The organism is Enterococcus faecium (assembly GCF_029023785.1).
Taxonomy (GTDB): domain Bacteria; phylum Bacillota; class Bacilli; order Lactobacillales; family Enterococcaceae; genus Enterococcus_B; species Enterococcus_B faecium.
In genome coordinates this window covers 2,127,423-2,147,893 of record NZ_CP118955.1, presented here as the reverse complement: position 1 = coordinate 2,147,893, position 20,471 = coordinate 2,127,423, and the positions used below count along the sequence as shown (strand labels likewise).

At 35.1% G+C, this 20,471-nt stretch carries 20 protein-coding genes and 1 tRNA gene; 18 read left to right on the top strand and 3 right to left on the bottom strand.

The window, feature by feature from the left end; all coding sequences use genetic code 11:
- Nucleotides 1-85: 85 nt before the first annotated feature.
- The 7 genes from PYW34_RS10470 to PYW34_RS10440 all read left to right on the top strand — a co-directional run bounded on the left by PYW34_RS10470 (nucleotide 86) and on the right by PYW34_RS10440 (nucleotide 6,243).
- Nucleotides 86-1,279: a quaternary amine ABC transporter ATP-binding protein gene (locus PYW34_RS10470; RefSeq protein WP_002287805.1), complete on the top strand. Its 1,194-nt coding sequence runs from the start codon at nucleotides 86-88 to the stop codon at nucleotides 1,277-1,279.
- The gene (locus tag PYW34_RS10465) at nucleotides 1,272-2,999 is read left to right on the top strand and encodes an ABC transporter permease/substrate binding protein (RefSeq protein WP_002287807.1); all 1,728 of its coding nucleotides are present in this window, start codon (nucleotides 1,272-1,274) and stop codon (nucleotides 2,997-2,999) included. Before PYW34_RS10470 ends, PYW34_RS10465 begins: the two co-directional genes overlap by 8 nt.
- Before the next feature lie 393 nt (nucleotides 3,000-3,392).
- Nucleotides 3,393-3,590 (top strand): class II bacteriocin, encoded by a 198-nt coding sequence (locus PYW34_RS10460; protein WP_002304799.1) that lies wholly within the window; start codon nucleotides 3,393-3,395, stop codon nucleotides 3,588-3,590.
- Nucleotide 3,591: 1 nt separating this feature from the next.
- A complete protein-coding gene (locus PYW34_RS10455) occupies nucleotides 3,592-3,903 on the top strand; it encodes a bacteriocin immunity protein (protein ID WP_002305452.1) in 312 nt (103 codons plus the stop codon).
- A 103-nt stretch (nucleotides 3,904-4,006) separates the two neighbouring features.
- Nucleotides 4,007-4,153, top strand: a complete 147-nt coding sequence (locus PYW34_RS10450; RefSeq protein ID WP_002294600.1) for an EntF family bacteriocin induction factor — start codon at nucleotides 4,007-4,009, stop codon at nucleotides 4,151-4,153.
- 75 nt (nucleotides 4,154-4,228) lie between these two features.
- Complete coding sequence (locus PYW34_RS10445; RefSeq protein ID WP_002348775.1) at nucleotides 4,229-5,476, top strand: sensor histidine kinase; 1,248 nt, start codon at nucleotides 4,229-4,231, stop codon at nucleotides 5,474-5,476.
- Between the two features lie 14 nt (nucleotides 5,477-5,490).
- Nucleotides 5,491-6,243 carry a response regulator transcription factor gene (locus PYW34_RS10440; RefSeq protein ID WP_002294602.1) on the top strand — a complete coding sequence of 251 codons (753 nt, stop codon included), beginning with the start codon at nucleotides 5,491-5,493 and terminating at the stop codon, nucleotides 6,241-6,243.
- Between the two features lie 702 nt (nucleotides 6,244-6,945).
- Here PYW34_RS10440 and PYW34_RS10435 read toward each other — a convergent pair.
- Nucleotides 6,946-7,161, bottom strand: a complete 216-nt coding sequence (locus PYW34_RS10435; RefSeq protein ID WP_002294603.1) for a Blp family class II bacteriocin — start codon at nucleotides 7,159-7,161, stop codon at nucleotides 6,946-6,948.
- An 18-nt stretch (nucleotides 7,162-7,179) separates the two neighbouring features.
- Complete coding sequence (locus tag PYW34_RS10430) at nucleotides 7,180-7,416, bottom strand: hypothetical protein (protein ID WP_002303465.1); 237 nt, start codon at nucleotides 7,414-7,416, stop codon at nucleotides 7,180-7,182.
- A 257-nt stretch (nucleotides 7,417-7,673) separates the two neighbouring features.
- On the opposite strand from PYW34_RS10430, the gene PYW34_RS10425 reads away from it, so the two are divergent.
- The 5 genes from PYW34_RS10425 to PYW34_RS10405 are packed head-to-tail and all read left to right on the top strand — an operon-like array spanning nucleotide 7,674 to nucleotide 13,184.
- Nucleotides 7,674-9,827 (top strand): peptide cleavage/export ABC transporter, encoded by a 2,154-nt coding sequence (locus PYW34_RS10425; protein WP_002294605.1) that lies wholly within the window; start codon nucleotides 7,674-7,676, stop codon nucleotides 9,825-9,827.
- Nucleotides 9,796-11,211: an HlyD family secretion protein gene (locus PYW34_RS10420; protein ID WP_002348772.1), complete on the top strand. Its 1,416-nt coding sequence runs from the start codon at nucleotides 9,796-9,798 to the stop codon at nucleotides 11,209-11,211. Before PYW34_RS10425 ends, PYW34_RS10420 begins: the two co-directional genes overlap by 32 nt.
- A 32-nt stretch (nucleotides 11,212-11,243) precedes the next feature.
- Nucleotides 11,244-12,278 (top strand): signal peptide peptidase SppA, encoded by a 1,035-nt coding sequence (gene sppA, locus PYW34_RS10415; protein ID WP_002294607.1) that lies wholly within the window; start codon nucleotides 11,244-11,246, stop codon nucleotides 12,276-12,278.
- A gap of 1 nt (nucleotide 12,279) precedes the next feature.
- Entirely contained in the window at nucleotides 12,280-12,801 is a 522-nt protein-coding gene (locus PYW34_RS10410; protein ID WP_002294608.1) for an RDD family protein, read from the top strand.
- Complete coding sequence (locus PYW34_RS10405) at nucleotides 12,798-13,184, top strand: DUF4064 domain-containing protein (RefSeq protein ID WP_002294609.1); 387 nt, start codon at nucleotides 12,798-12,800, stop codon at nucleotides 13,182-13,184. The genes PYW34_RS10410 and PYW34_RS10405 overlap by 4 nt, the downstream gene beginning before the upstream one ends.
- A gap of 496 nt (nucleotides 13,185-13,680) precedes the next feature.
- Here PYW34_RS10405 and PYW34_RS10400 read toward each other — a convergent pair.
- Nucleotides 13,681-13,753, bottom strand: a tRNA-Lys gene (locus PYW34_RS10400).
- A 380-nt stretch (nucleotides 13,754-14,133) separates the two neighbouring features.
- Here PYW34_RS10400 and PYW34_RS10395 point away from each other — a divergent pair.
- The 6 genes from PYW34_RS10395 to PYW34_RS10370 all read left to right on the top strand — a co-directional run bounded on the left by PYW34_RS10395 (nucleotide 14,134) and on the right by PYW34_RS10370 (nucleotide 20,467).
- On the top strand, nucleotides 14,134-14,703 hold the full coding sequence (locus PYW34_RS10395) for a DUF1836 domain-containing protein (RefSeq protein ID WP_002322652.1): 570 nt from the start codon (nucleotides 14,134-14,136) through the stop codon (nucleotides 14,701-14,703).
- Nucleotides 14,690-15,550, top strand: a complete 861-nt coding sequence (locus tag PYW34_RS10390) for a DegV family protein (RefSeq protein ID WP_002294132.1) — start codon at nucleotides 14,690-14,692, stop codon at nucleotides 15,548-15,550. The genes PYW34_RS10395 and PYW34_RS10390 overlap by 14 nt, the downstream gene beginning before the upstream one ends.
- Before the next feature lie 189 nt (nucleotides 15,551-15,739).
- On the top strand, nucleotides 15,740-16,444 hold the full coding sequence (gene yycF / locus PYW34_RS10385) for a response regulator YycF (protein WP_002288850.1): 705 nt from the start codon (nucleotides 15,740-15,742) through the stop codon (nucleotides 16,442-16,444).
- Nucleotides 16,445-16,448: 4 nt separating this feature from the next.
- Nucleotides 16,449-18,284, top strand: a complete 1,836-nt coding sequence (gene walK / locus PYW34_RS10380) for a cell wall metabolism sensor histidine kinase WalK (RefSeq protein ID WP_002294131.1) — start codon at nucleotides 16,449-16,451, stop codon at nucleotides 18,282-18,284.
- Nucleotides 18,281-19,597 carry a YycH family regulatory protein gene (locus PYW34_RS10375; protein ID WP_002288852.1) on the top strand — a complete coding sequence of 439 codons (1,317 nt, stop codon included), beginning with the start codon at nucleotides 18,281-18,283 and terminating at the stop codon, nucleotides 19,595-19,597. Before walK ends, PYW34_RS10375 begins: the two co-directional genes overlap by 4 nt.
- The gene (locus PYW34_RS10370; RefSeq protein ID WP_002288853.1) at nucleotides 19,598-20,467 is read left to right on the top strand and encodes a two-component system regulatory protein YycI; all 870 of its coding nucleotides are present in this window, start codon (nucleotides 19,598-19,600) and stop codon (nucleotides 20,465-20,467) included.
- Nucleotides 20,468-20,471: the final 4 nt, after the last annotated feature.

The window sequence follows — 20,471 nt, the reverse complement described above, 5'->3', positions numbered from 1 at the left end:
TGACAAAGTGACTACATGATGTTAACATAGTGTGGTCACTTTTTTCAGAAAGAAAAATGAATTTACATAAAAAAGGAGAATTTGTTTGGTAAAAGTAGAAGTAAAACATTTAACAAAGATATTTGGTAAAAAGACACAAGCCGCTTTAGATATGATGAATGATCACCAGCCGAAAACGGAGATTTTAAAGAAAACCGGTGCAACGGTTGGTGTGTATGACGTGAATTTTGACGTAAAAGAAGGAGAAATCTTCGTGATCATGGGGCTTTCCGGGAGTGGGAAATCCACATTGATCCGTCTATTGAATCGTCTGATTGAGCCAACTTCGGGCAGTATCTATATTGATGGAGAAGATGTATCGAAGTTAAGCAAAGAAGAATTGCGAGAAGTCCGTCGTCATAAAATCAATATGGTTTTCCAAAACTTCGGTCTGTTTCCACATCGAACGATCTTGGAAAATACAGAATACGGGTTAGAAGTCCGTGGTGTACCTAAAGAAGAACGACAAGAAAAAGCAGAAAAAGCATTAGAAAATTCTAGTTTGCTTTCATTTAAAGACCAATATCCTAGTCAGTTATCTGGTGGGATGCAACAACGGGTTGGCCTAGCCAGAGCTTTAGCAAATGATCCTGAGATCTTGCTGATGGACGAAGCGTTCTCGGCTCTTGATCCGCTGATCCGGCGAGAAATGCAAGACGAATTACTGGACCTGCAAGCCAATGTTCAAAAAACGATTATTTTCATTACCCATGATTTGAATGAAGCTTTACGGATTGGGGACAGAATCGCCTTGATGAAAGACGGCGAAATCATGCAGATCGGAACAGGTGAAGAAATATTGACCAATCCAGCAAATGATTATGTACGTGAATTTGTGGAAGAAGTCGATCGTTCCAAAGTGCTTACGGCTCAAAACATCATGGTACCTGCATTGACGACGAATATCGAATCTGATGGACCAAACGTTGCATTGACAAGGATGCGTAATGAAGAAGTCAGCATGCTGATGGCTGTTGACAGAAAGAGACACCTGAAAGGGATCATCACTGCAGATCAAGCGTTAGAAGCTAGGAAGCAAAAACGTCCATTGATCGACTTCCTAGATGAAAATGTGACGGTGATTGGGAAAGACATGGTGGTAAGTGATATTTTCAATATTATTTATGACTCACCGACTCCACTTGCAGTTGTAGAGGATGGAAAATTAAAAGGTGTCGTCATCCGAGGTAGTGTGATTGAAGCATTAGCAGAAACAAGCGAGGTGAGTGAACATGAATAATCTATTGAACTATCAATTACCAGTGGCAAACTGGGTAGAAAATATCACAGAATGGTTTACGACAACTTTTTCTGGCCTATTTTCATTTTTACAAACGATTGGACAGGCAGTGATGTCGGGGATTACAAATTTACTGTTAGTGATTCCAGCTCCTTTGTTTATCTTGTTATTGACGGTAGCAGCTTTCTTTATTTCTAAGAAACGTCCAGGACTTACGTTGTTCACATTAATCGGTCTATGGTTTATTTATAACCAAGGTCTATGGAATGATTTGATGAATACTGTCACACTTGTTCTTTTATCTAGTGTGATCTCGATCATCATTGGGGTACCATTAGGGATCTTGATGGCAAAAAGCAGTAAAGCCCAAAGTATTATCAAACCGATCCTTGACTTTATGCAGACAATGCCAGGATTCGTTTATTTGATTCCAGCAGTTGCATTTTTCGGTATCGGGATGGTTCCAGGGGTATTTGCCTCAGTCATCTTTGCTCTGCCACCAACCGTTCGTTTTACGAATTTAGGGATTCGACAAGTTCCTAAAGAATTAGTAGAAGCTTCTGATTCATTCGGGAGCACAAGTCGTCAAAAACTATTCAAACTAGAATTGCCTTTAGCTAAAAGTACGATCATGGCAGGGATCAATCAAACAACAATGCTGTCACTTTCAATGGTCGTTATTGCCTCTATGATCGGTGCACCCGGCTTAGGACGCGGCGTATTATCAGCATTGCAAAGAGCACAAGTCGGGAATGGATTTGTCAACGGGGTTGCATTAGTTATCTTAGCAATCATCATTGACCGTTTTACACAGCATTTGAACCAGCCAAACAATAAAAAAGCTGCAGGAGCAACAACACAGAAAAGTAAAAAACGTCAAGGACTGATCATTGGTGCTGTAGTAGTAGTGATCTTAGGTGCGATTGGTATAGGGAGTTTTTCATCTGCCAAAGAAACAAAACGTATCAACTTATCTTATGTTGAATGGGATACAGAAGTTGCTTCAACAAATGTAGTCGGTGAAGTATTGAAACAAATGGGCTATGATGTAACGATGACGCCATTAGATAATTCAATCATGTGGAAATCTGTTTCAAATGGCGAGTCAGATGCCATGGTTTCAGCTTGGCTACCTAAAACTCATGGTTCACAATATGCACAATATAAAGATCAAGTCGAAGACCTAGGTGCCAATTTGACAGGAGCAAAAGTTGGTTTAGCAGTGCCAGCCTACATGGATGTAAATTCGATCGATGAGTTAACCGATCAGGCAGGTAAGAAAATCATAGGAATCGAGCCAGGAGCTGGTGTAGTTACGGCTGCTGAAAACACGATCCAAAAATATGACAACTTGAAAGACTGGAAAGTAGAGACATCTTCTTCAGGAGCAATGACCGTTGCACTAGGTCAAGCGATCAAAAAACACGAACCAATTGTAGTTACAGGATGGACACCTCATTGGATGTTTGCCAAATATGATCTGAAATACTTAGAAGATCCTGAAAACGGAATGGGAAGCGAAGAGCAGATCCATACGATGGTTCGAAAAGGATTGAAAGAAGACCAGCCAGAAGCTTACAAAGTATTAGACAATTTCCATTGGTCAGAAAAAGATATGGAAAAAGTTATGTTGGAAATCAACAATGGAAAAGATCCACAGCAAGCAGCAAAAGACTGGATCAAAGAGAACCAAGAATTAGTCGAAAGCTGGAAAAAATAAAAAGACAGACACGAAATAAATGGAGCTTCCAAAATTGGATCAAATATCCAAATTTGGAAGCTCCATGTTCGTCTCTATCTTTTTTGTCTATAAAAAAAGAGAATGCGTAGCTCATCTTCGAAACGTCCAAAGACGCCGACAAACTATTATGAATTTATGGGTGCGAGTCAAAGAGATCGATCGTAGGTATGAAAGACTAATGTGATTAAAGTTTATTATGTACGAAGTGCATTCTCAAAAAATATTAAAGAATATACATAGTTTATATACTTAAAAGTGATTAAATTCTTATTCAGGAATTATTTTGCTACGTTTCAAGAAGGAATTGTTTTTTGAAATTTAATGAATGTTAGAATAATAGTCTAAAAACATTAATTTAGGGGTGATTAGATTATGAAACATTTAAAAATTTTGTCTATTAAAGAGACACAACTTATCTATGGGGGTACCACTCATAGTGGAAAATATTATGGAAATGGAGTGTATTGCACTAAAAATAAATGTACGGTCGATTGGGCCAAGGCAACTACTTGTATTGCAGGAATGTCTATAGGTGGTTTTTTAGGTGGAGCAATTCCAGGGAAGTGCTAAAATGAAAAAAAATGCTAAGCAAATTGTTCATGAATTATATAATGATATATCTATAAGTAAAGATCCTAAATATTCTGATATTCTTGAGGTTTTACAAAAGGTATATTTAAAATTAGAAAAACAAAAATATGAATTAGATCCCGGTCCTTTAATAAATAGATTGGTGAATTATCTATATTTTACTGCTTATACTAATAAAATAAGATTCACTGAATATCAAGAGGAATTAATAAGAAATTTGAGTGAAATTGGAAGAACTGCTGGAATAAATGGTTTATATCGAGCAGATTATGGAGATAAATCTCAATTTTAATGATACTTATAATATTAAATATGTCTCAAAATTTTTTGATTAGAAAAATAGGTATATTGAATCAGTGACATAAAAGTATTTATAGTTTGTAGGGGGAATCGTAATGGAAGAAAAAAATAGACTAAATGCTAAACAATGTTCAGATCAAGAGCTTAAAAAAATTAAAGGAGGTGCTGGAACAAAACCTCAAGGAAAACCGGCATCAAATTTAGTGGAATGTGTTTTTTCATTATTTAAAAAGTGTAACTAAAATTTTTTTTATGATATCCTAAAATCAGGAGGGGATCTCTTGATTACTATCGATACAAAAGCTTATCTATTAAGAATGTTCGTGGGAAACTTTTTCTTTTTTCTCTTATTTTATATGACTAATACTGATCTTAACAAAAGAAAATATCTTTTTGTATGTTTATTGATACCACTCACTTTTTTTGTTGAATTATTTACTGATGTTTCCGCAGCTATACCTATAATCGGAAGTTATTTTATATTAAAGGAAAAGAAGAAAACTAATATAGTGCTTTTAAATAAATTACTATTATGTATGCTTATTGATGATTTCAGATCTATTATTACTTCCATGGTTATGACGTATATGTTTTCATTTGAAGGGATAAAAGGGTATGGTTATGTAGTATTCCAGATAATGCTTGATTCTTTGTTTTTGCTGATGTTTATTTGGTTATATAGAAAATTAGCTATAAATAGGATTGTTGAACAGTCCAGTTCTAAACTTACTGCTATATTCATGATTTATTTACTTACAATTGGTTTATTTGTTTCTTATGTTGCTCATCAATATCAAGTATTTGATCATTTTGTGTTTGGTGTCTTAATATTTTTAATCATTCAAATGTTTGTTGTTCTATTTTTATTTATTAGAATAACTATTAGGCAACGAGAACAATATGAACAGCAATTGAAAAGAAAAGAATTGGTTTATCTAAAAAAATATACTGATTCACTGGAAAAAGATCAAGAAAAATTTGCCAGATTTAGACATGACTATAAAAATTTATTGCTGAGTTTAAAAGAAATCGCTAATCAAAACCATGATTCGATATTGGAAAAAGAAATAAAAGAATTAGAGATCTATTCTAATTCTTATCTAACCAATAAGTTTGAATATCGTTATTTAAAAAATATAAAAAATGAATATTTGAAAAGTTTGTTGATAGCGAAGCTATACCAAGCAAATAACAATAAGATTTGTTGTAAATTCGAATGTCCAAGTACTATTATTGAAGTTCCTGTTCCAATATTTGACTGTATTAGGGTGCTTGGAATTATTCTCGATAATGCAATTGAAGCATCTATAGAGAGTCAAGATAGAGAACTGTCTCTAGCTATTTACCGAGATGATAAACAGATAGAAATTTCGATATCGAATAGTTGTAGAGAGATACTACTCTCTATAGATACTCTAATGAAAAAAGGAATAACAACAAAAAAGGGACATCAAGGGTTAGGTTTATCTAGTATAGAGGAAATCAATAAAAAGAATCCCAATATGTTTGTGAACTATCAAAACGATCCGTATCAATTTACTACTCAAGTTATTTTGTTGTTTTGAGGGAAGGAGGATTTATGAGTTATCCAATAATATTATGTGAAGATCAAATTATACAATTAAATCAGTTAGAACGAATTATTGATAATTTCATTCTTTTTCACGATAAAGTATTTAAGATAGTATTGAAAACACAAAGTCCGTTAGAAGTTAAAAAATACCTCAAACAATTCCGACCAAAGCAAGGAATATATTTCTTAGATATTGATTTAAATCATGAAGTTAACGGTATAGAATTAGCAGAAGTAATCAGAAAATATGATGTTCAAGCAAAAATCATTTTTACAACTACTCATGATGAGATGTTACCCGTAACAATAAAAAGAAGAGTTGAAACGTTAGGATTTGTAACAAAAGATCAAACACTAGATGAGTATCGAAACGAGATTGTTGAGTTATTGTTATTAGCGCAAGAAAGGATAGATGCAACAAAACAGGTTACGAATCAAGCATTTGTTTTTTCCATAGGTTCTCAAACATTTACTTTTGATATAAATGACATTTATTTTGTAGAAGCTTCAAAATTACCACATAGATTATCATTGTGTACTAAAGATGGGCAGTACGAATTTTATGGAAGAATTAGTGAGCTTGAAAAGAAATATCCTATGTTAACAAGAATTAGTCGAGCGTGTTTAGTAAATATCTTTAACGTTAAAGAAATAGATTTTAAAAAACGTTCACTATATTTTGATTCAGAGTTGGCCAGAAACTTTACTTTAGGGAAAGCACAAAAAATTAAGGAGAAGTTGAAAGAAAGCACTGTTTAGTGGTTTTTTCTTTAGGGAGATTGCATTTTTCTAATAAAATAGATTCCTTCACTAGTGCAAATTTTTCTGAATCCTATTAAAGTTGTACCAATTTTTATAGCTGTTATTAGTTACGTGCATAACAGCAATATTAGTTACTGGAGGAATATTTCTATGGTCTGGAACCAAAAAAGGGCCAAATGAATAGTTCTTTTCTTGTTTTTATTAAGTACCATAAAGGGGAATTAAAATTAAATGTATGGTGGAAGATGCGAAAGATTTGGCAAATTCTACTAATTTTTAGAAAGTGTTTTTCATTTTTTAGTTAAAAAATTTGTCCTGTCAAGTGCAATCCTATGATTGTACTTGATAGGATTTGAGATAATTACTTTCCTGTTTTTATAAATTTAACTTGCAGGAACAGGCTTTAATGCACATCCGACAAGTACATTACCAATACCTCCTGTAACGGCCGAAATAGGTCCTCCTGCAGCACCAACTACAGCGCTGCAAGTCCTTTTGTAAAAATATCTCTACCATTACATTTCCAAAGAATTTTTATCTGACTTTAATAAAAGATAAAAATTTAATATAATTATAAAAACTAGCACAAGAAGCTTTAGTAAAAAGTTCTGTCCATTCCAAACTTTTGAAAAGATAAAGAACATACCTATGTTCGTAATCGACACAAACCAATCTTGAGGTTTGATATTTTTTAATTGTTTACGCACCGGTCCACATGCTGAATCCAGCACCTAATAAAGCTCCACCTACACCACAAGCAGCTATTGCATAAGGTCCTCCGGCTGAACAAAGTTTTACTCCTGCTGTTGCCCCAGAAAAAGTAGTGCCTAAAACTCCCACGGCACTCCCACCTTGAATATTTTTCAACTCTTCTGAAGATAATATAAATGTTGTTTTTGTGTTTTTAATATGCATACTACTTATTCTCCTTTTTTATTTTTTTCGAGCATCCCAGCCAGCTGCAGCACCTCCAGCGACAGCTCCATATAACCCTCCAACAACACCGCAAGCTGGTCCGCAAATTGCTGTTCCTAAACCTGCACCACCTACTGCCCCTGTGGTAAGTCCACCTACAACTTGCCCCAATTTTCCCCAAGCATTATTGCCTCCACCAACAGTTTGTGCATTTCCACAATACTTAGTTCCTTTACATTTTGCATGTTTAAACACGCTTCTTTAAATAATATTTTTTACGGTGCTACTGTAACATACGTATTTGATTAACAGTAAAAATCTTCCTGAAACTTATCAAGTTTATTCTTGAATAGTAAAATTTCCAAAATAAATTTGATTCAGGAATGAAAAAGTTAGTGTTCAAGAACTGTTTTCAAAGTTTTTGTGGAATTATGAGACAATATTTTCACTGTATTAAAGCTATATTGAGAATTTTTCTATAAAAATTTTTTAGAAGGAGTTGTGTTAGATAAGTGATAAAATCATTTCCTTTTGTGCAGCAACAAGATGAAAAAGATTGTGGTGTTGCTTGCCTTTCGATGATTTTAAAATATTTTAAAACTGATATCCCGATTCATAAATTACGGGACCTATCTGGGACTGATTTAGAGGGTACTTCAGCATTTGGATTGAAAAAGACATTTGAAAAATTGTCTTTTGATTGTATGGCTATTCAAGCAGATAGTGAGATCTGGAAAGAAAGAGATCTTATCTTACCATTAATTGCACATATATTGGTTGATAACAGCTATATGCACTACGTTGTAATTTATAAAACGAAGGGAAACGTACTATGGATTGCAGATCCCGCTAATGGAAAAAATAGAAAAACGATTGAAGCGTTTCAAAAAGAATGGACAGGTATTCTTTTATTACCTATGCCTAGAGAAACTTATATTCCTATTAAAGAAAAAGTAGCTGGATTAAGTTCTTTTTTGCCTATAATTTGGAAACAAAAAGGATTAGTATTCCACATCGTTTTAGCATCGATTTTCATTACGTTTTTTGGCATAGGAAGCTCATATTATTTTCAAGGTATTCTTGATTTTTTCATCCCTAATCAAGCACGTTCAACTTTAAATATAATTTCCATTGGCTTGATCGCTGTCTATTTATTTCGGGTATTGTTTGAATATAGTCGTAGTTATCTTCTTATTATTTTAGGACAGCGAATGAGTATGGCAATTATGCTTCAGTATTTCAAACATGTGTTAACTTTACCAATGAATTTTTTTGCTACGAGAAAATCAGGGGAAATTATTTCTCGTTTTCTTGATGCCAGTAAGATTATTGATGCTTTAGCAAGTGCTACGTTATCAATATTTTTAGATATTGGTATGGTGTTGCTTGTTGGGGTTACGTTAGCTATTCAGAATAGTACGTTGTTTTTAATCACTCTATGCTCTTTGCCTTTTTATGTAGTTGCAATATTCGCTTTCGTGAAAAGCTATGAAAAATCGAACAGGGAAGAAATGGCAGCCGGTGCAGCTGTAAATTCTAGTATCATAGAAAGTCTTAAAGGAATAGAAACAATTAAAGCATATAGCGGTGAAGAGAAAGTATATAACCGTATAGACCATGAATTTGTTAAATTAATGAAAAAATCATTTCGTACGGTTACGCTTGATAATATTCAACAAGGAATTAAACATTTGATTCAATTAATTAGCAGTGCATTAATTTTATGGCTAGGTTCTTATTTTGTTATGGATAATAGAATTAGTCTAGGTCAACTTATCACATACAATGCTTTACTAGTATTTTTCACAGATCCTTTACAAAACATTATTAATTTACAAGTGAAAATGCAAACGGCTCAAGTTGCAAATAATCGTTTAAATGAAATTTTCGCGATTGATTCAGAAAAATCGAACCAGTCTTTTGAATATATGCTTTCTGAACAATTATTTCAACAAGATATCACTGTAAAAAACGTTTCATTCTCGTATAGCATGAAGGCCCCAACGTTGAACGAAATTTCATGTACAATTCCTTCGCACAGTAAAACGGCTATAGTTGGAGTTAGTGGTTCTGGAAAATCAACTCTTGCAAAGTTATTTGTTCGTTTTTATGAAGCATCAGAAGGATCGATCCATTATGGAAACATTAATCACTTAGACATTCCTTTTCAGATATTACGCGATCGAGTGACATATTTGCCTCAAGAGTCATTTTTCTTTAGTGGAACAATCATTGAGAATCTTATATTCGGTTTAGATAGCCCACCAAGTTTCGAACAAATAATAGAAGTTTGTGAGATAGTCCAACTAAATGAATTTATTAATCAACAGCCATTACGTTACGAGACATTGTTGGAAGAAGGTGGAAATAATCTTTCAGGAGGGCAACGACAACGATTAGCCTTAGCACGGGCTTTATTAAAAAATCCGGACATATTAATTTTAGATGAAGCAACTAGTGGATTAGATACCTTGTTAGAACATGCAATTATGAATTATCTCCTCAATTTAAAAGAAAAAACGATTATTTTTATTGCGCATCATTTACCAATAGCAAAAGCATGTGATCAAATTTTAGTTCTCCATGAAGGGCATTTGGTAGAAAAAGGAACGCACGATGAACTTCGTTTTGCCGATGGTATCTATCAAAAATTATGGGAAATCTAGGAGAGGGAAACAATTTATGCAGAATAATAATTGGTTCGAACATTCTAGTATCTATACTAAACAACATCATAGCTTCTACCGTTGGGTGTTATACCCTGTAATTCTTTTTTTATGTATTATTGGATTGTTTTTAACCTTTGCTAAAAAAGAGGTTGTTATTCGGACAACGGCTCAATTGAACCCCGAAAAAATAGAGAAGTTACAAGTGCCATTAGAAGCTAAAATAATGGAAAACTTCCTAAAAGAAAATCAATTTGTTCATAAGGACGATGTGTTGGTTAGATTGGATTGTTCTTTAATAGAGAATGAAAAGGCTCAGATAGAACAAGAAAACCAACGTATTACTCAACAAATAAAGATGGCTCAGCTATTTATTGAAAGTATAAGTAAAGGAAAAAATTTGTTTTCAACGGATGACAGTTTTGGCTACAGTAATCAATTAAAGAGCATGTTGTCAGAAAAAGAATCACTCCGCTACGCTTTGAAGCAAAGTGAATTAAATGATCAAAAGCAATTAGAAGTATACGAAAAGACAAAAAGACAACTAGAAAAACAAATTGAGAGTTCAGATAGTAAATTACAAGAATGGCAACAAGTACAGGTAGCTTGGAGTAATAATCAATCATTAAAAGATTTTTCAAAAGAAATGATGGCAAACTATGAGAATTGGCAAGAACAACTAAATAATGTTTCTGATGATCAAAAAAATCAAGTGAAACTGACAATTTCAGCAAGCATAAATGAACAAATTGAGCAACTAAAAAAAGAAGTAGAACAGTATCAGTCAGAAAAAGCTAAATTAGTTAAACCAACTACTTCTGAGAATGACAGAATTAGTCAAACGGAAAAAGGAAAGCAAGAGCTAGAACAAGCAATAACAACTGTAAAACAAACAGTTACAGAGCTAAATGAAAAACAAGAGAAGAACCAGTCAGTTATCAAAAGTTTGGACGATCAACTTTCAAAAGGAATACTAAAAGCTCCTGTATCTGGAACGGTTCATTTAAATGAAGAAACAAAGGGACAAGCAGAACTAGCCAAAGGAACAGTGCTTGCAGAAATTTATCCGATCCACGAAAAATCAAAAATGAAATTTACAGCACTTTTACCTGCGAATGAAAGTACCTATATTAAAGAAGGGATGAAGGTTCATTTTAAATTGGATCAAAAAGGTGGGGCTCCGATTACGATCGACGGAACTTTAGATGAAATTTCAGAAAATTCTACTGCCACTGAGAAAGGTGTTTTTTATGCAGTGAAAGGAACGTTAAAAACAACTCAATCGTTTCCGTTTCGTTATGGATTAACTGGAGAGTTGTCTTTAATTGTAGGAGAAAAAACATATTGGCAACAAATTGTCGATGTGTTTCTAAATAAAAAATAATTATTTTTACTAAGAATATAGGAGGAGTTTATATGAATAAAAGAAGATGGATTGCTGTGGGAGTAGCGTGCGGATTATTGTTACTATCCATTATCGTCGCGCTAATTCCAGGAAAAGATAAAGAGGAAGCATCAAATACAACCCTAACAGGAATAAATAAGATTTTTTACGGATCTAACGAAATCACAGAAGAAACGTTAGAAGAAGGCGCATCAAATAAAAAGATTGTCAAACTATCCGTCAATGGAGTTATTGCAGATACAGGTGAAAGCAATCTTTTTAGTAGGGAACAATATAACCATCAGAATTTTTTAACACAGCTAAAGAAAATTCAAGAAGACAAAGCGGTTAAGGGAGTGTTATTAGAAGTAAATTCACCTGGGGGAGGAATATATGAAAGTGCTGAGATTGCTAAAGAAATGGCAAAAATTAAAAAGCTAGATATTCCTATCTATACTGCATTTAAAAATACAGCGGCAAGTGGAGGGTACTACATTTCTGCTGGTTCAGATAAAATATTTGCTACGGAAGAAACAACAACTGGATCAATTGGTGTCATTATTTCTGGTTTAAATTATTCTGGCTTATTAGAAAAACTTGGCGTAACTGATGCGACGTATAAAAGTGGTGCATTAAAAGATATGATGTCACCTCAACACAAACCTTCAGAGGAAGAGAATAAAGTTATACAGGAATTTGTGATGAGTGCTTATGATCGTTTTGTCAATGTTGTAGCAAAAGGAAGAAATATGGATACTAATGCAGTGAAAGAACTTGCGGATGGAAGAATTTATGATGGTAACCAAGCAGTAGAAAATGGGTTGGTGGATCAAATTGGTTACTCTGAAGATGCATTAGATTCCCTAAAAAAAGAGAAGAAATTAACTGATGCGACGGTTATAGAATATAAAAATGACACAACTGGCTTTGCTTCTTCTTGGTTAGGTAATAAGATTGCTGAATGGCAAGGGCTAAAGGCAACTACATCAGATCGTGTAATTTCAGTTTTTGAAAAACTTGGATTTTCTGATACTCCAAAACCAATGTATTACTATGGAGGGCTATAAAATGAATAAGAAGAGTGGCATTGAAACTTTGCCTAATTATGTATTTGCGGGATTTTGGTTACGATTTTTTGCTTTTCTTATTGATTTAATTTGTATTAGCATCATCACCCATGCTACTATAGGTCTCTTTTACAAAATCATGGGACTGGAATCTGACAAATCCATTATTACTTTTTATGGTATAGCGTCATTAGCTATTTATTTAACCTATTTTGTACTTTTGACTAAGCTGAATTCAGGACAAACAATTGGGAAAATGATTTTTGGGATAAGAGTAGTGAGCTTTGAGGAAAAAGAGCTAAGTTGGCAAACTATCTTTATTCGTGAGTGTATATGTAGGTTTATATTAAAAAATTTTGTATTTCAAATTGGGTATTTGGTGGCTGCTTTCACGCCCAAGAAACAACATATTGGGGATTATTTTTCTAACACGTCAGTGGTTGTTATTCGTTCATTAGAAGCTATTAACTATGGTCAAAAAATTTCTAATTCTAAAACACTTAATCTGGAGAGAATTAAATGAATAAGAGAAAAACAGAGTTTATTTTGATTTTAATTAGTGGAATAACAGGGATTTTATGTAGTCTTTTAGCATTGATGGGTGGTATGTTTCTATCTTCTATTGATTCAACTACTTTAAATACTACAGAACTAACCAGTAAGGATATAGATATGTTAGTCAATCTAAGCGGGAATGTTGTTTTATTTGGAGGAATTACCCTAGTTTTTTCGATAATGATTTTCATAATAGGTTTTTTAGTAAGAAAAAATCAAAAAACAGTGGTCTATGGTATTAGTTTACTCATTTTATCTATTATTCCATTTTTTCTTTTAACATTATTGTGGGTAATTCCTGGAGTTTTAGGTATTATTGCGGGATTGATGCTTCTAATAAGAAAATCTTAATTAGGCAATGTGTAGACAACGTGAAACGAATTAATCAATTAAAAGCTAAATACGTTTTGAGAAATGATAACTTGTAGTCGATGGAAGACATGTAGATAAAAAAACTACGTGTCTTTTATTTATTCTAATTTTTTCGAAAAAAAGACACTCTCTGATTGTTGTATTAATGGAAAAGGGGAAAGCAGCAAGTAAATTTAGTTTTTCTATTAAATATTCTTCACTTTTTAACCTTTTATAGTACTTAGATTTAATCCTATATGTTTAGAGAGTTCATTGGCAGCATGATTTTGCAAAGCTTCTCGAATTATTGTTATATTAGAAACTTTACTGTTCATAATTATGCTTCTTTTTTAACTCAAAGTCCAAAGGGCTACAGTGGACTTTGAGTTAAAAATAAAAAGCCCTAGTTATTTTGAAAAATAAAAAAAGAACAGCGTAAATGTTTTCGAAATGCTTTCGCACCAACATTTACCTGTTCCGTGGGTTTGGCACCCAATGGGCCGTGAGGGGCTCGAACCCGCGACCCGCTGATTAAGAGTCAGCTGCTCTACCAACTGAGCTAACGGCCCGTACAAAAAGTACTTAATAATAGTAGCACTAAGAATTTTAAAATGCAAGACTACATTTAAAGAAAATCAGAAAAATCTTTACTTCCTTATAGGAAATCATTCATAGATTATTCACATTTGCTCGCTATTATATAAGCATACCAACAAACAAAGTTCTTGCAAGAGAACAAACCCTAACACTTTTTTCATTTTTTACTCCTTTCCCGCCGTCTCCCCGGCGGGTCTCCTGTTCTTAACGATAAAAGACAAGAAGGCTTAGCCTTCTTGTTTTTTGTTTTCATGGAATCCCGCTAATCAAATCACCTAGTTAAAGCAACTAGATTGAATGTTTATCATAAGTCTGATATCATGTTTATGAAATGAAAAAAGGAGCGGTTATGATGGAAAAAATGCGTCAGCAATTAATGGAGTGGGGGAAGGAACTAGAAACATTCCGTCTGCCTCACTGGGAAGAACTCCCTGACTTAGAACTTTATATGGACCAAGTCAGAACGTTAGTTGATCGTTATCTTTCACCTGTGATACAAGGAGAAAAGCATCCATTGCTTACCTCTTCTATGGTAAACAATTACGTTAAACTAGGTTTGATACCAGCACCAGTTAAAAAAAGATATAACAAAGAACACGTAGCATTTTTACTTGCAATCACTACGTTGAAACAAGTATTGACTATTCCTGAAATCAAAGAAGGGATATTGTTCCAAGGAAAAACAGTAGGAATTCGTGAAGCCTATAATCTATTTTGCGATGAACAAGAAGCAGCTGTGTGGATGGTCAGCCAATTAGCACAAGGTAAATCTCATCCGCAAAAATTCGACCAGGCAACCCCTGTAGAATATATTGCTGTAAGAGCGGCAACTTTATCGTTTGCAATGAAACTTCTTGCGGAAAAAACGATTGTTCTAGAAACCGAATATTTAAAAGAGGAGAAAACAAATGAAAAACAATAAAATCGCAATTTTAGTAGATTCAGGTACGGATGTGCCAGAAGAATTGATAAAAAAATACGAGATGTATATGATCCCATTGAAAATTATTTATAAAGATCAGGTATATACAGATAAAATTGACATTACCCCTGAAGAGATCTATCAACGTTTGCCAGAGGAAATCCCTGGTACATCTTTGCCGGATGGTGAGTCGATCACAGAAATCTTTGAGCAAATCAAAAAAGACGGTTATGAAAAGGTACTTGCGGTAACAATTTCCAGTGGATTGAGCGGGACATATAATGTGGTTCGTTTAATTGCACAACAGCAAGAAGAATTGGAAGCATATGTACTAGATACGAAAAATATTGGTATTGGTGCAGGTTTTTCTGCGATCCAAGCAGCAAAATGGCTGGAAGAAGGAGTAGAATGGGATCAACTGATCAGTAATCTGAATGAGTTAGTCGAAAGAACAAAAGTTTTCTTTAATGTTGCGACATTGGAATATCTTCAAAAAGGTGGACGGATCGGTTTAGTTGCTTCTATTGTAGGAACCGCTTTAAAGCTTAACCCAATCATCTCATGTAATGAAGAAGGGATTTATTACACAGTAGGAAAAGCTAGGGGACGTAAAAAAAGTTTGGATAAAACGGTTGCTTACGTCAAAGAAAAAATCGGTAATGCAAAGGTCTTCAACTTAGCTGTTGCCCATGGGGATGCGAAAGAAGAAGCAATTGAAATGGAAGCGAGACTTAAAAGAGAGTTCCCACAAGCAAACCAAATCTACTTTGGCCAGATTTCTCCGGCATTAGTAGTCCACACTGGTCCGGGATTATTGGGTGTCGGTGTACAAGTTTTAGAAGGATAAATCAAAAAAAGGAAACACTGAGGTGAAAATCAGTGTTTTCCTTTTTTATTGAAGTTAGAACAAAAAATAATAAAGTATTTTGCACTTTCATTTTAATTTTCTCTTTTGTTTTATAGGCAAAGATGAAACAAAAGCAGAAATACGGTATAATGAGAAGGTATGACAATAATATATAAGAGGTGGCTCTTTATGAAAAAAGTTTTAGTTGTCGATGATGAGAAGCCGATTTCGGATATCGTCAAATTCAATTTAGCCAAAGAAGGCTATGATGTTTATACTGCATATGATGGGGAAGAAGCCTTGGAAAAAGTTGCTGAGGTAGAACCTGATTTGATTTTACTTGATTTGATGCTACCTAAAATGGACGGCTTAGAAGTTGCTCGTGAGGTACGCAAAACTTATGATATGCCGATCATTATGGTAACAGCCAAAGATTCTGAAATTGATAAAGTCCTAGGCTTAGAGTTAGGCGCCGATGATTACGTGACCAAGCCATTTTCCAACCGAGAATTAGTTGCACGTGTCAAAGCAAATCTTCGTCGCGGTGCCACGGCTGCGAAGGAACCAGAAGAGGCAGCACCTGCGGAATTGACGATTGGTGATTTGACGATCCATCCAGAAGCTTACATGGTGACGAAACGAGGAGAAACAATCGAGTTAACACATCGTGAATTCGAACTACTCTTTTACTTGGCGAAGCACCTTGGACAAGTGATGACAAGAGAACATTTATTACAAACGGTTTGGGGTTATGATTATTTTGGAGATGTACGAACAGTGGATGTAACTGTACGTCGTTTGCGTGAAAAGATCGAAGATAATCCAAGCCATCCAAATTATTTAGTGACACGTCGTGGTGTCGGTTACTATTTGCGTAACCCAGAACAGGAGTAATTGGATGAAAAGAAAAGTCCGCTTTTTTCGATCAGTCAATTTTAAGATCGCTATTACCTTTATTCTGATTTTATTGATCTCGATCGAAATTATTGGTGCCTACTTTATACGTGGTTTAGAACGTTCCACGATCAATACATTTATTAAAGATATGAATCAAACGGTGGAATCATTAGCAACAACAATCAGCCCGGAATTGAATCGAAAAGATAATGCAGATGATGAAGAGGTAAATGCGAATATCAAAAGATTTATTGAAAACAGTGCGACTAGCGATATCATCGAAATACGGGTCGTTGACGAAAAAGGGATCATCCGAGGAACAACCGATGTCAATGAACAAAGCGCTGTGGGAAAGAAAAATGATTATGTTGATATCAATGATTTCACGACTAAACGTTATGTTGCTTTAGATAACGACGATAAACGGGTGAATATCAATGTTCAACCGATCCTGTCCCCGACCGGCGATGCCGTTATCGGGGCTCTTTACGTCAAAAGTAATATCGAACAAAAATATTCGGAAATCAATAACACAGCAGTCATTTTCTTTACTGCCTCACTAATTGCGGCATTTATTTCAATGATCGTATCTGTTTTAGTTGCTCGTTCGATTACACAGCCGATCGGTGAAATGAGAGAACAAGCCATTCGAATCGCTAGAGGAGACTACAGTCGGAAAGTCAAAGTGCATGGACAAGATGAACTTGGACAGCTGGCTGATACCTTCAATCAGTTAGCTGAACGTATTGAAGAAGCTCAAGATACAATGGAAGCTGAACGCAATCGTTTGGATAGCGTGCTATCCCATATGACAGACGGCGTCATTGCGACAGATCGCAGGGGTAAAGTCATTACGATCAATGATATGGCTGTTTCCTTGCTAGATATCAAAAACGAGGAAGCAATCGGACAATCGATTTTGACACTTTTAGATATCGAAGAAGAATATACGTTGCGGAAATTATTAGAAGATCCAAACGAAATGGTACTTGACCGTTCAACCAGTACATTGGAAAGTGATCAGATGATCTTGCGAGTAGACTTTTCTATGATCCGTCGCGAATCAGGTTTTATCAGCGGATTAGTAGCTGTCTTGCATGATGTGACAGAACAAGAAAAAACAGAACGGGAACGTCGTGAATTCGTCTCTAATGTTTCCCATGAACTTCGTACACCGTTGACAAGTATGCGTAGTTATATCGAAGCATTGAGCGAAGGTGCGTGGAAAGACGAGGAAGTAGCACCAAATTTTTTGAAGGTAACGCTAGATGAAACAGACCGAATGATTCGAATGATCAATGACCTCTTAAATCTATCTCGCATGGATACAGGTAATACCCAGCTTCAATTAGAATATGTCAATTTCAACGAGTTAGTGAATTTTGTTCTTGACCGGTTTGATATGATGGTGGGAAATCAGGAAAAAAATTATAAGATCCGTCGTGAATTTACGCAAAGAGATCTTTGGGTCGAAGTAGATACAGATAAAATCATCCAAGTAGTCGATAATATCATGAATAACGCGATCAAGTATTCACCAGATGGGGGAACGATTACTTGTCGCTTATTAGAAACGCATAATAACGTGATTTTAAGTATCACCGATCAAGGATTGGGGATTCCTAAAAAAGATCTGAACCGAGTGTTCGAGCGGTTCTATCGAGTAGATAAAGCACGTGCAAGAGCACAAGGTGGGACAGGACTTGGATTAGCTATTTCTAGAGAAGTGATTAAGGCGCATCGAGGCGCTATTTGGGCAGAGAGCAAGGAAGGAAAAGGGTCGACTTTTTATATCTCGCTGCCATATGAACCTTATGAGGAGGAATGGTGGGAATGAGAATCTCTGAAAAAGTCGTTCGTATAGGACTCATTTTGATGGTTGCGTTAAGCATATACTTCTCTTATGCAATCTGGCTGAGCCCAGCAGGAAAAAGTTCAATCAACGTAGATGAGACAAACACTCAAATGATCGAGTCTCAAAGCAATCGAAAAACTTCCGAAGTCTTTCTTCCGCTTCATGTTACATGGCACCATTCGGGAATGATCCAAGAAACCAACAGTGAAAATCTCGTGTACCGATTGCAATTGATCATCGATAAAGCAAGATTTGGAAAGCTTTCTGAAGTAGTTTCAGGAGACAAATCACAGTTTGAACAGGTGAAAAATCTGAACTCTGGTTTTGAGTTGGCCTATAATGCGCCTTTTTTGCTAAGAGAATACAAGGAAGCATTTGATTTAGATTTAGATGTGTCGAACTTGGCAAAAGAAAGCGAAAATATGTATTTTACTAGAATACAATTCGATCAAGGAAATAAAAAAATCCGATTTTTGAATTATTCGAACCATCTCGTATATGAAGCAAATATTTCGTTGAATTGGACAGATATCAATAAAGAATTAACAGCAAAAGACACAAAATGGACAGAAATGACAACAGAACCATCGACGATCGACACGCAATATGCTACGAAACATTCGATCAAACTGAAGAAGTATAGTTATATCCTGTCACAGCAACCCTATACACTTTTTAGAAATGCTTTTTTCCAGAAACCAGATAGCGTGAAAAATAATGATGAAAGCAATGAATTGATTTTTTACGGTGGGAATGAAACAATGTCTATCCATTCGGAAACGCAAGTAGTTGATTTTCGTGGAGAGCTGCCAGAGAAAAAAGAAAATGCTAGTGTATTTTCTGAAAGTTTCCCCTATATTAGCAAATTAGGCAGTTCTTTAGGGAACCTCAGATATTTTGACCGCAGTGACAATACGATCGATTATCGGATATTCGTGGAAGGCTTCCCGGTTTTTGGGACAGACAGCAGAGGACAGATTGGTGTGGAAGTTGGCGGTGAAACGAATGGTTCTGTGCAAGTGAATATCCAAACCAGTTTGAATACGATTCAAGTGCCGATACCTTCAGACGAAGAAGTAGAACTTGCAAGTACGAATGAAATCATCCAGCAGTTAAAAGCTAAGGGAGCAGATAGCAACAAGATTGGTTCAGTGATCGTTGGCTATACATGGCAAAATGTCAAAGAAACGAATCGTGTCGTTGATCTCTTACCTGAATGGTATGTGAAATATAAAGATAACTGGTATTCAGCTAACGACCTTCTGGAAAAATTACCTGGATTGGAGGCGAATTAATTGGATTTCAAAAAAATCGAATGGATATTTTTCGTCGCTTTTTTAGGGTTGAATGTGTTTTTATTCAGCAGTTATCATGACGCGGTATACCAAGAAAACAATGTCATTCGCTCTAATCAGACTGAATCAATCCAACAACGTCTGGCTAGCGACGATATCACTTACACGGGGAAGATTTCGTCTGAGAACAAGCAAGGCTATTATCTTAGCGCGGAGCAGACCAATCTTAGCACTTCATTAGCGAATTATCGCAAGGCTGGTAAAAGCGGCTTGCTGGCAAGTGGTGTGTTTTTAGACGGTGATGTTTTGACGAAATCTTTATCCAGTTCAGATGCTGAAAAGAACGTGATCGATCCAGATAAAATTAGTAGTTCCTTGGAAGATTTTTTATCTAACAAAGACAATATTTTATTCGGTAATGATTATGTGTACACGAAAAACTTTTCTCATTTAGAAGAAGAACCACTAGAAATCCAAGCAAGCCAAGAGTATGAAGGCATCCCATTCAATGATGATACAGCAAAAATCGTTCTTTCTTTAGAAAAAAACGATAATGATTATAGCATCACGAAATACATGCAGACGCATTTATCTGATATCGAGCAGCTGCGCGAAAAGACGGAACTGTATACGGAAGAGGAAGCAATCAATACATTGTACATCAATAACAAAATACCAAGAGGATCAAAAATTTTATGGCGTCAGCTAGCTTATTCCTGTATTCTGAAAGTCCGGGAAAAAAATGTGTATGTTCCTGTTTGGCATGTAGCGATCGAAACAAGCGATAAAGTGGTCCAAATTGAGAGCGTCAACGCTTTCAGCAATACGATCGTGACAAACAATACTGTACCAAAAGTGGAAGATCAATAAAAAA

Coding starts and splice junctions, on each gene's coding strand:
- yycF (WP_002288850.1), top strand. CDS start 15,740: ATGAAAAAAGTTTTAGTTGTCGATGATGAGAAGCCGATTTCGGATATC.
- PYW34_RS10410 (WP_002294608.1), top strand. CDS start 12,280: ATGAATAAGAAGAGTGGCATTGAAACTTTGCCTAATTATGTATTTGCG.
- PYW34_RS10440 (WP_002294602.1), top strand. CDS start 5,491: ATGAGTTATCCAATAATATTATGTGAAGATCAAATTATACAATTAAAT.
- PYW34_RS10375 (WP_002288852.1), top strand. CDS start 18,281: ATGAGAATCTCTGAAAAAGTCGTTCGTATAGGACTCATTTTGATGGTT.
- PYW34_RS10405 (WP_002294609.1), top strand. CDS start 12,798: ATGAATAAGAGAAAAACAGAGTTTATTTTGATTTTAATTAGTGGAATA.
- PYW34_RS10455 (WP_002305452.1), top strand. CDS start 3,592: ATGAAAAAAAATGCTAAGCAAATTGTTCATGAATTATATAATGATATA.
- PYW34_RS10445 (WP_002348775.1), top strand. CDS start 4,229: ATGTTCGTGGGAAACTTTTTCTTTTTTCTCTTATTTTATATGACTAAT.
- PYW34_RS10390 (WP_002294132.1), top strand. CDS start 14,690: ATGAAAAACAATAAAATCGCAATTTTAGTAGATTCAGGTACGGATGTG.
- PYW34_RS10460 (WP_002304799.1), top strand. CDS start 3,393: ATGAAACATTTAAAAATTTTGTCTATTAAAGAGACACAACTTATCTAT.
- walK (WP_002294131.1), top strand. CDS start 16,449: ATGAAAAGAAAAGTCCGCTTTTTTCGATCAGTCAATTTTAAGATCGCT.
- PYW34_RS10450 (WP_002294600.1), top strand. CDS start 4,007: ATGGAAGAAAAAAATAGACTAAATGCTAAACAATGTTCAGATCAAGAG.
- PYW34_RS10465 (WP_002287807.1), top strand. CDS start 1,272: ATGAATAATCTATTGAACTATCAATTACCAGTGGCAAACTGGGTAGAA.
- PYW34_RS10435 (WP_002294603.1), bottom strand. CDS start 7,161: ATGCATATTAAAAACACAAAAACAACATTTATATTATCTTCAGAAGAG.
- PYW34_RS10420 (WP_002348772.1), top strand. CDS start 9,796: ATGGTATCTATCAAAAATTATGGGAAATCTAGGAGAGGGAAACAATTT.
- PYW34_RS10395 (WP_002322652.1), top strand. CDS start 14,134: ATGGAAAAAATGCGTCAGCAATTAATGGAGTGGGGGAAGGAACTAGAA.
- sppA (WP_002294607.1), top strand. CDS start 11,244: ATGAATAAAAGAAGATGGATTGCTGTGGGAGTAGCGTGCGGATTATTG.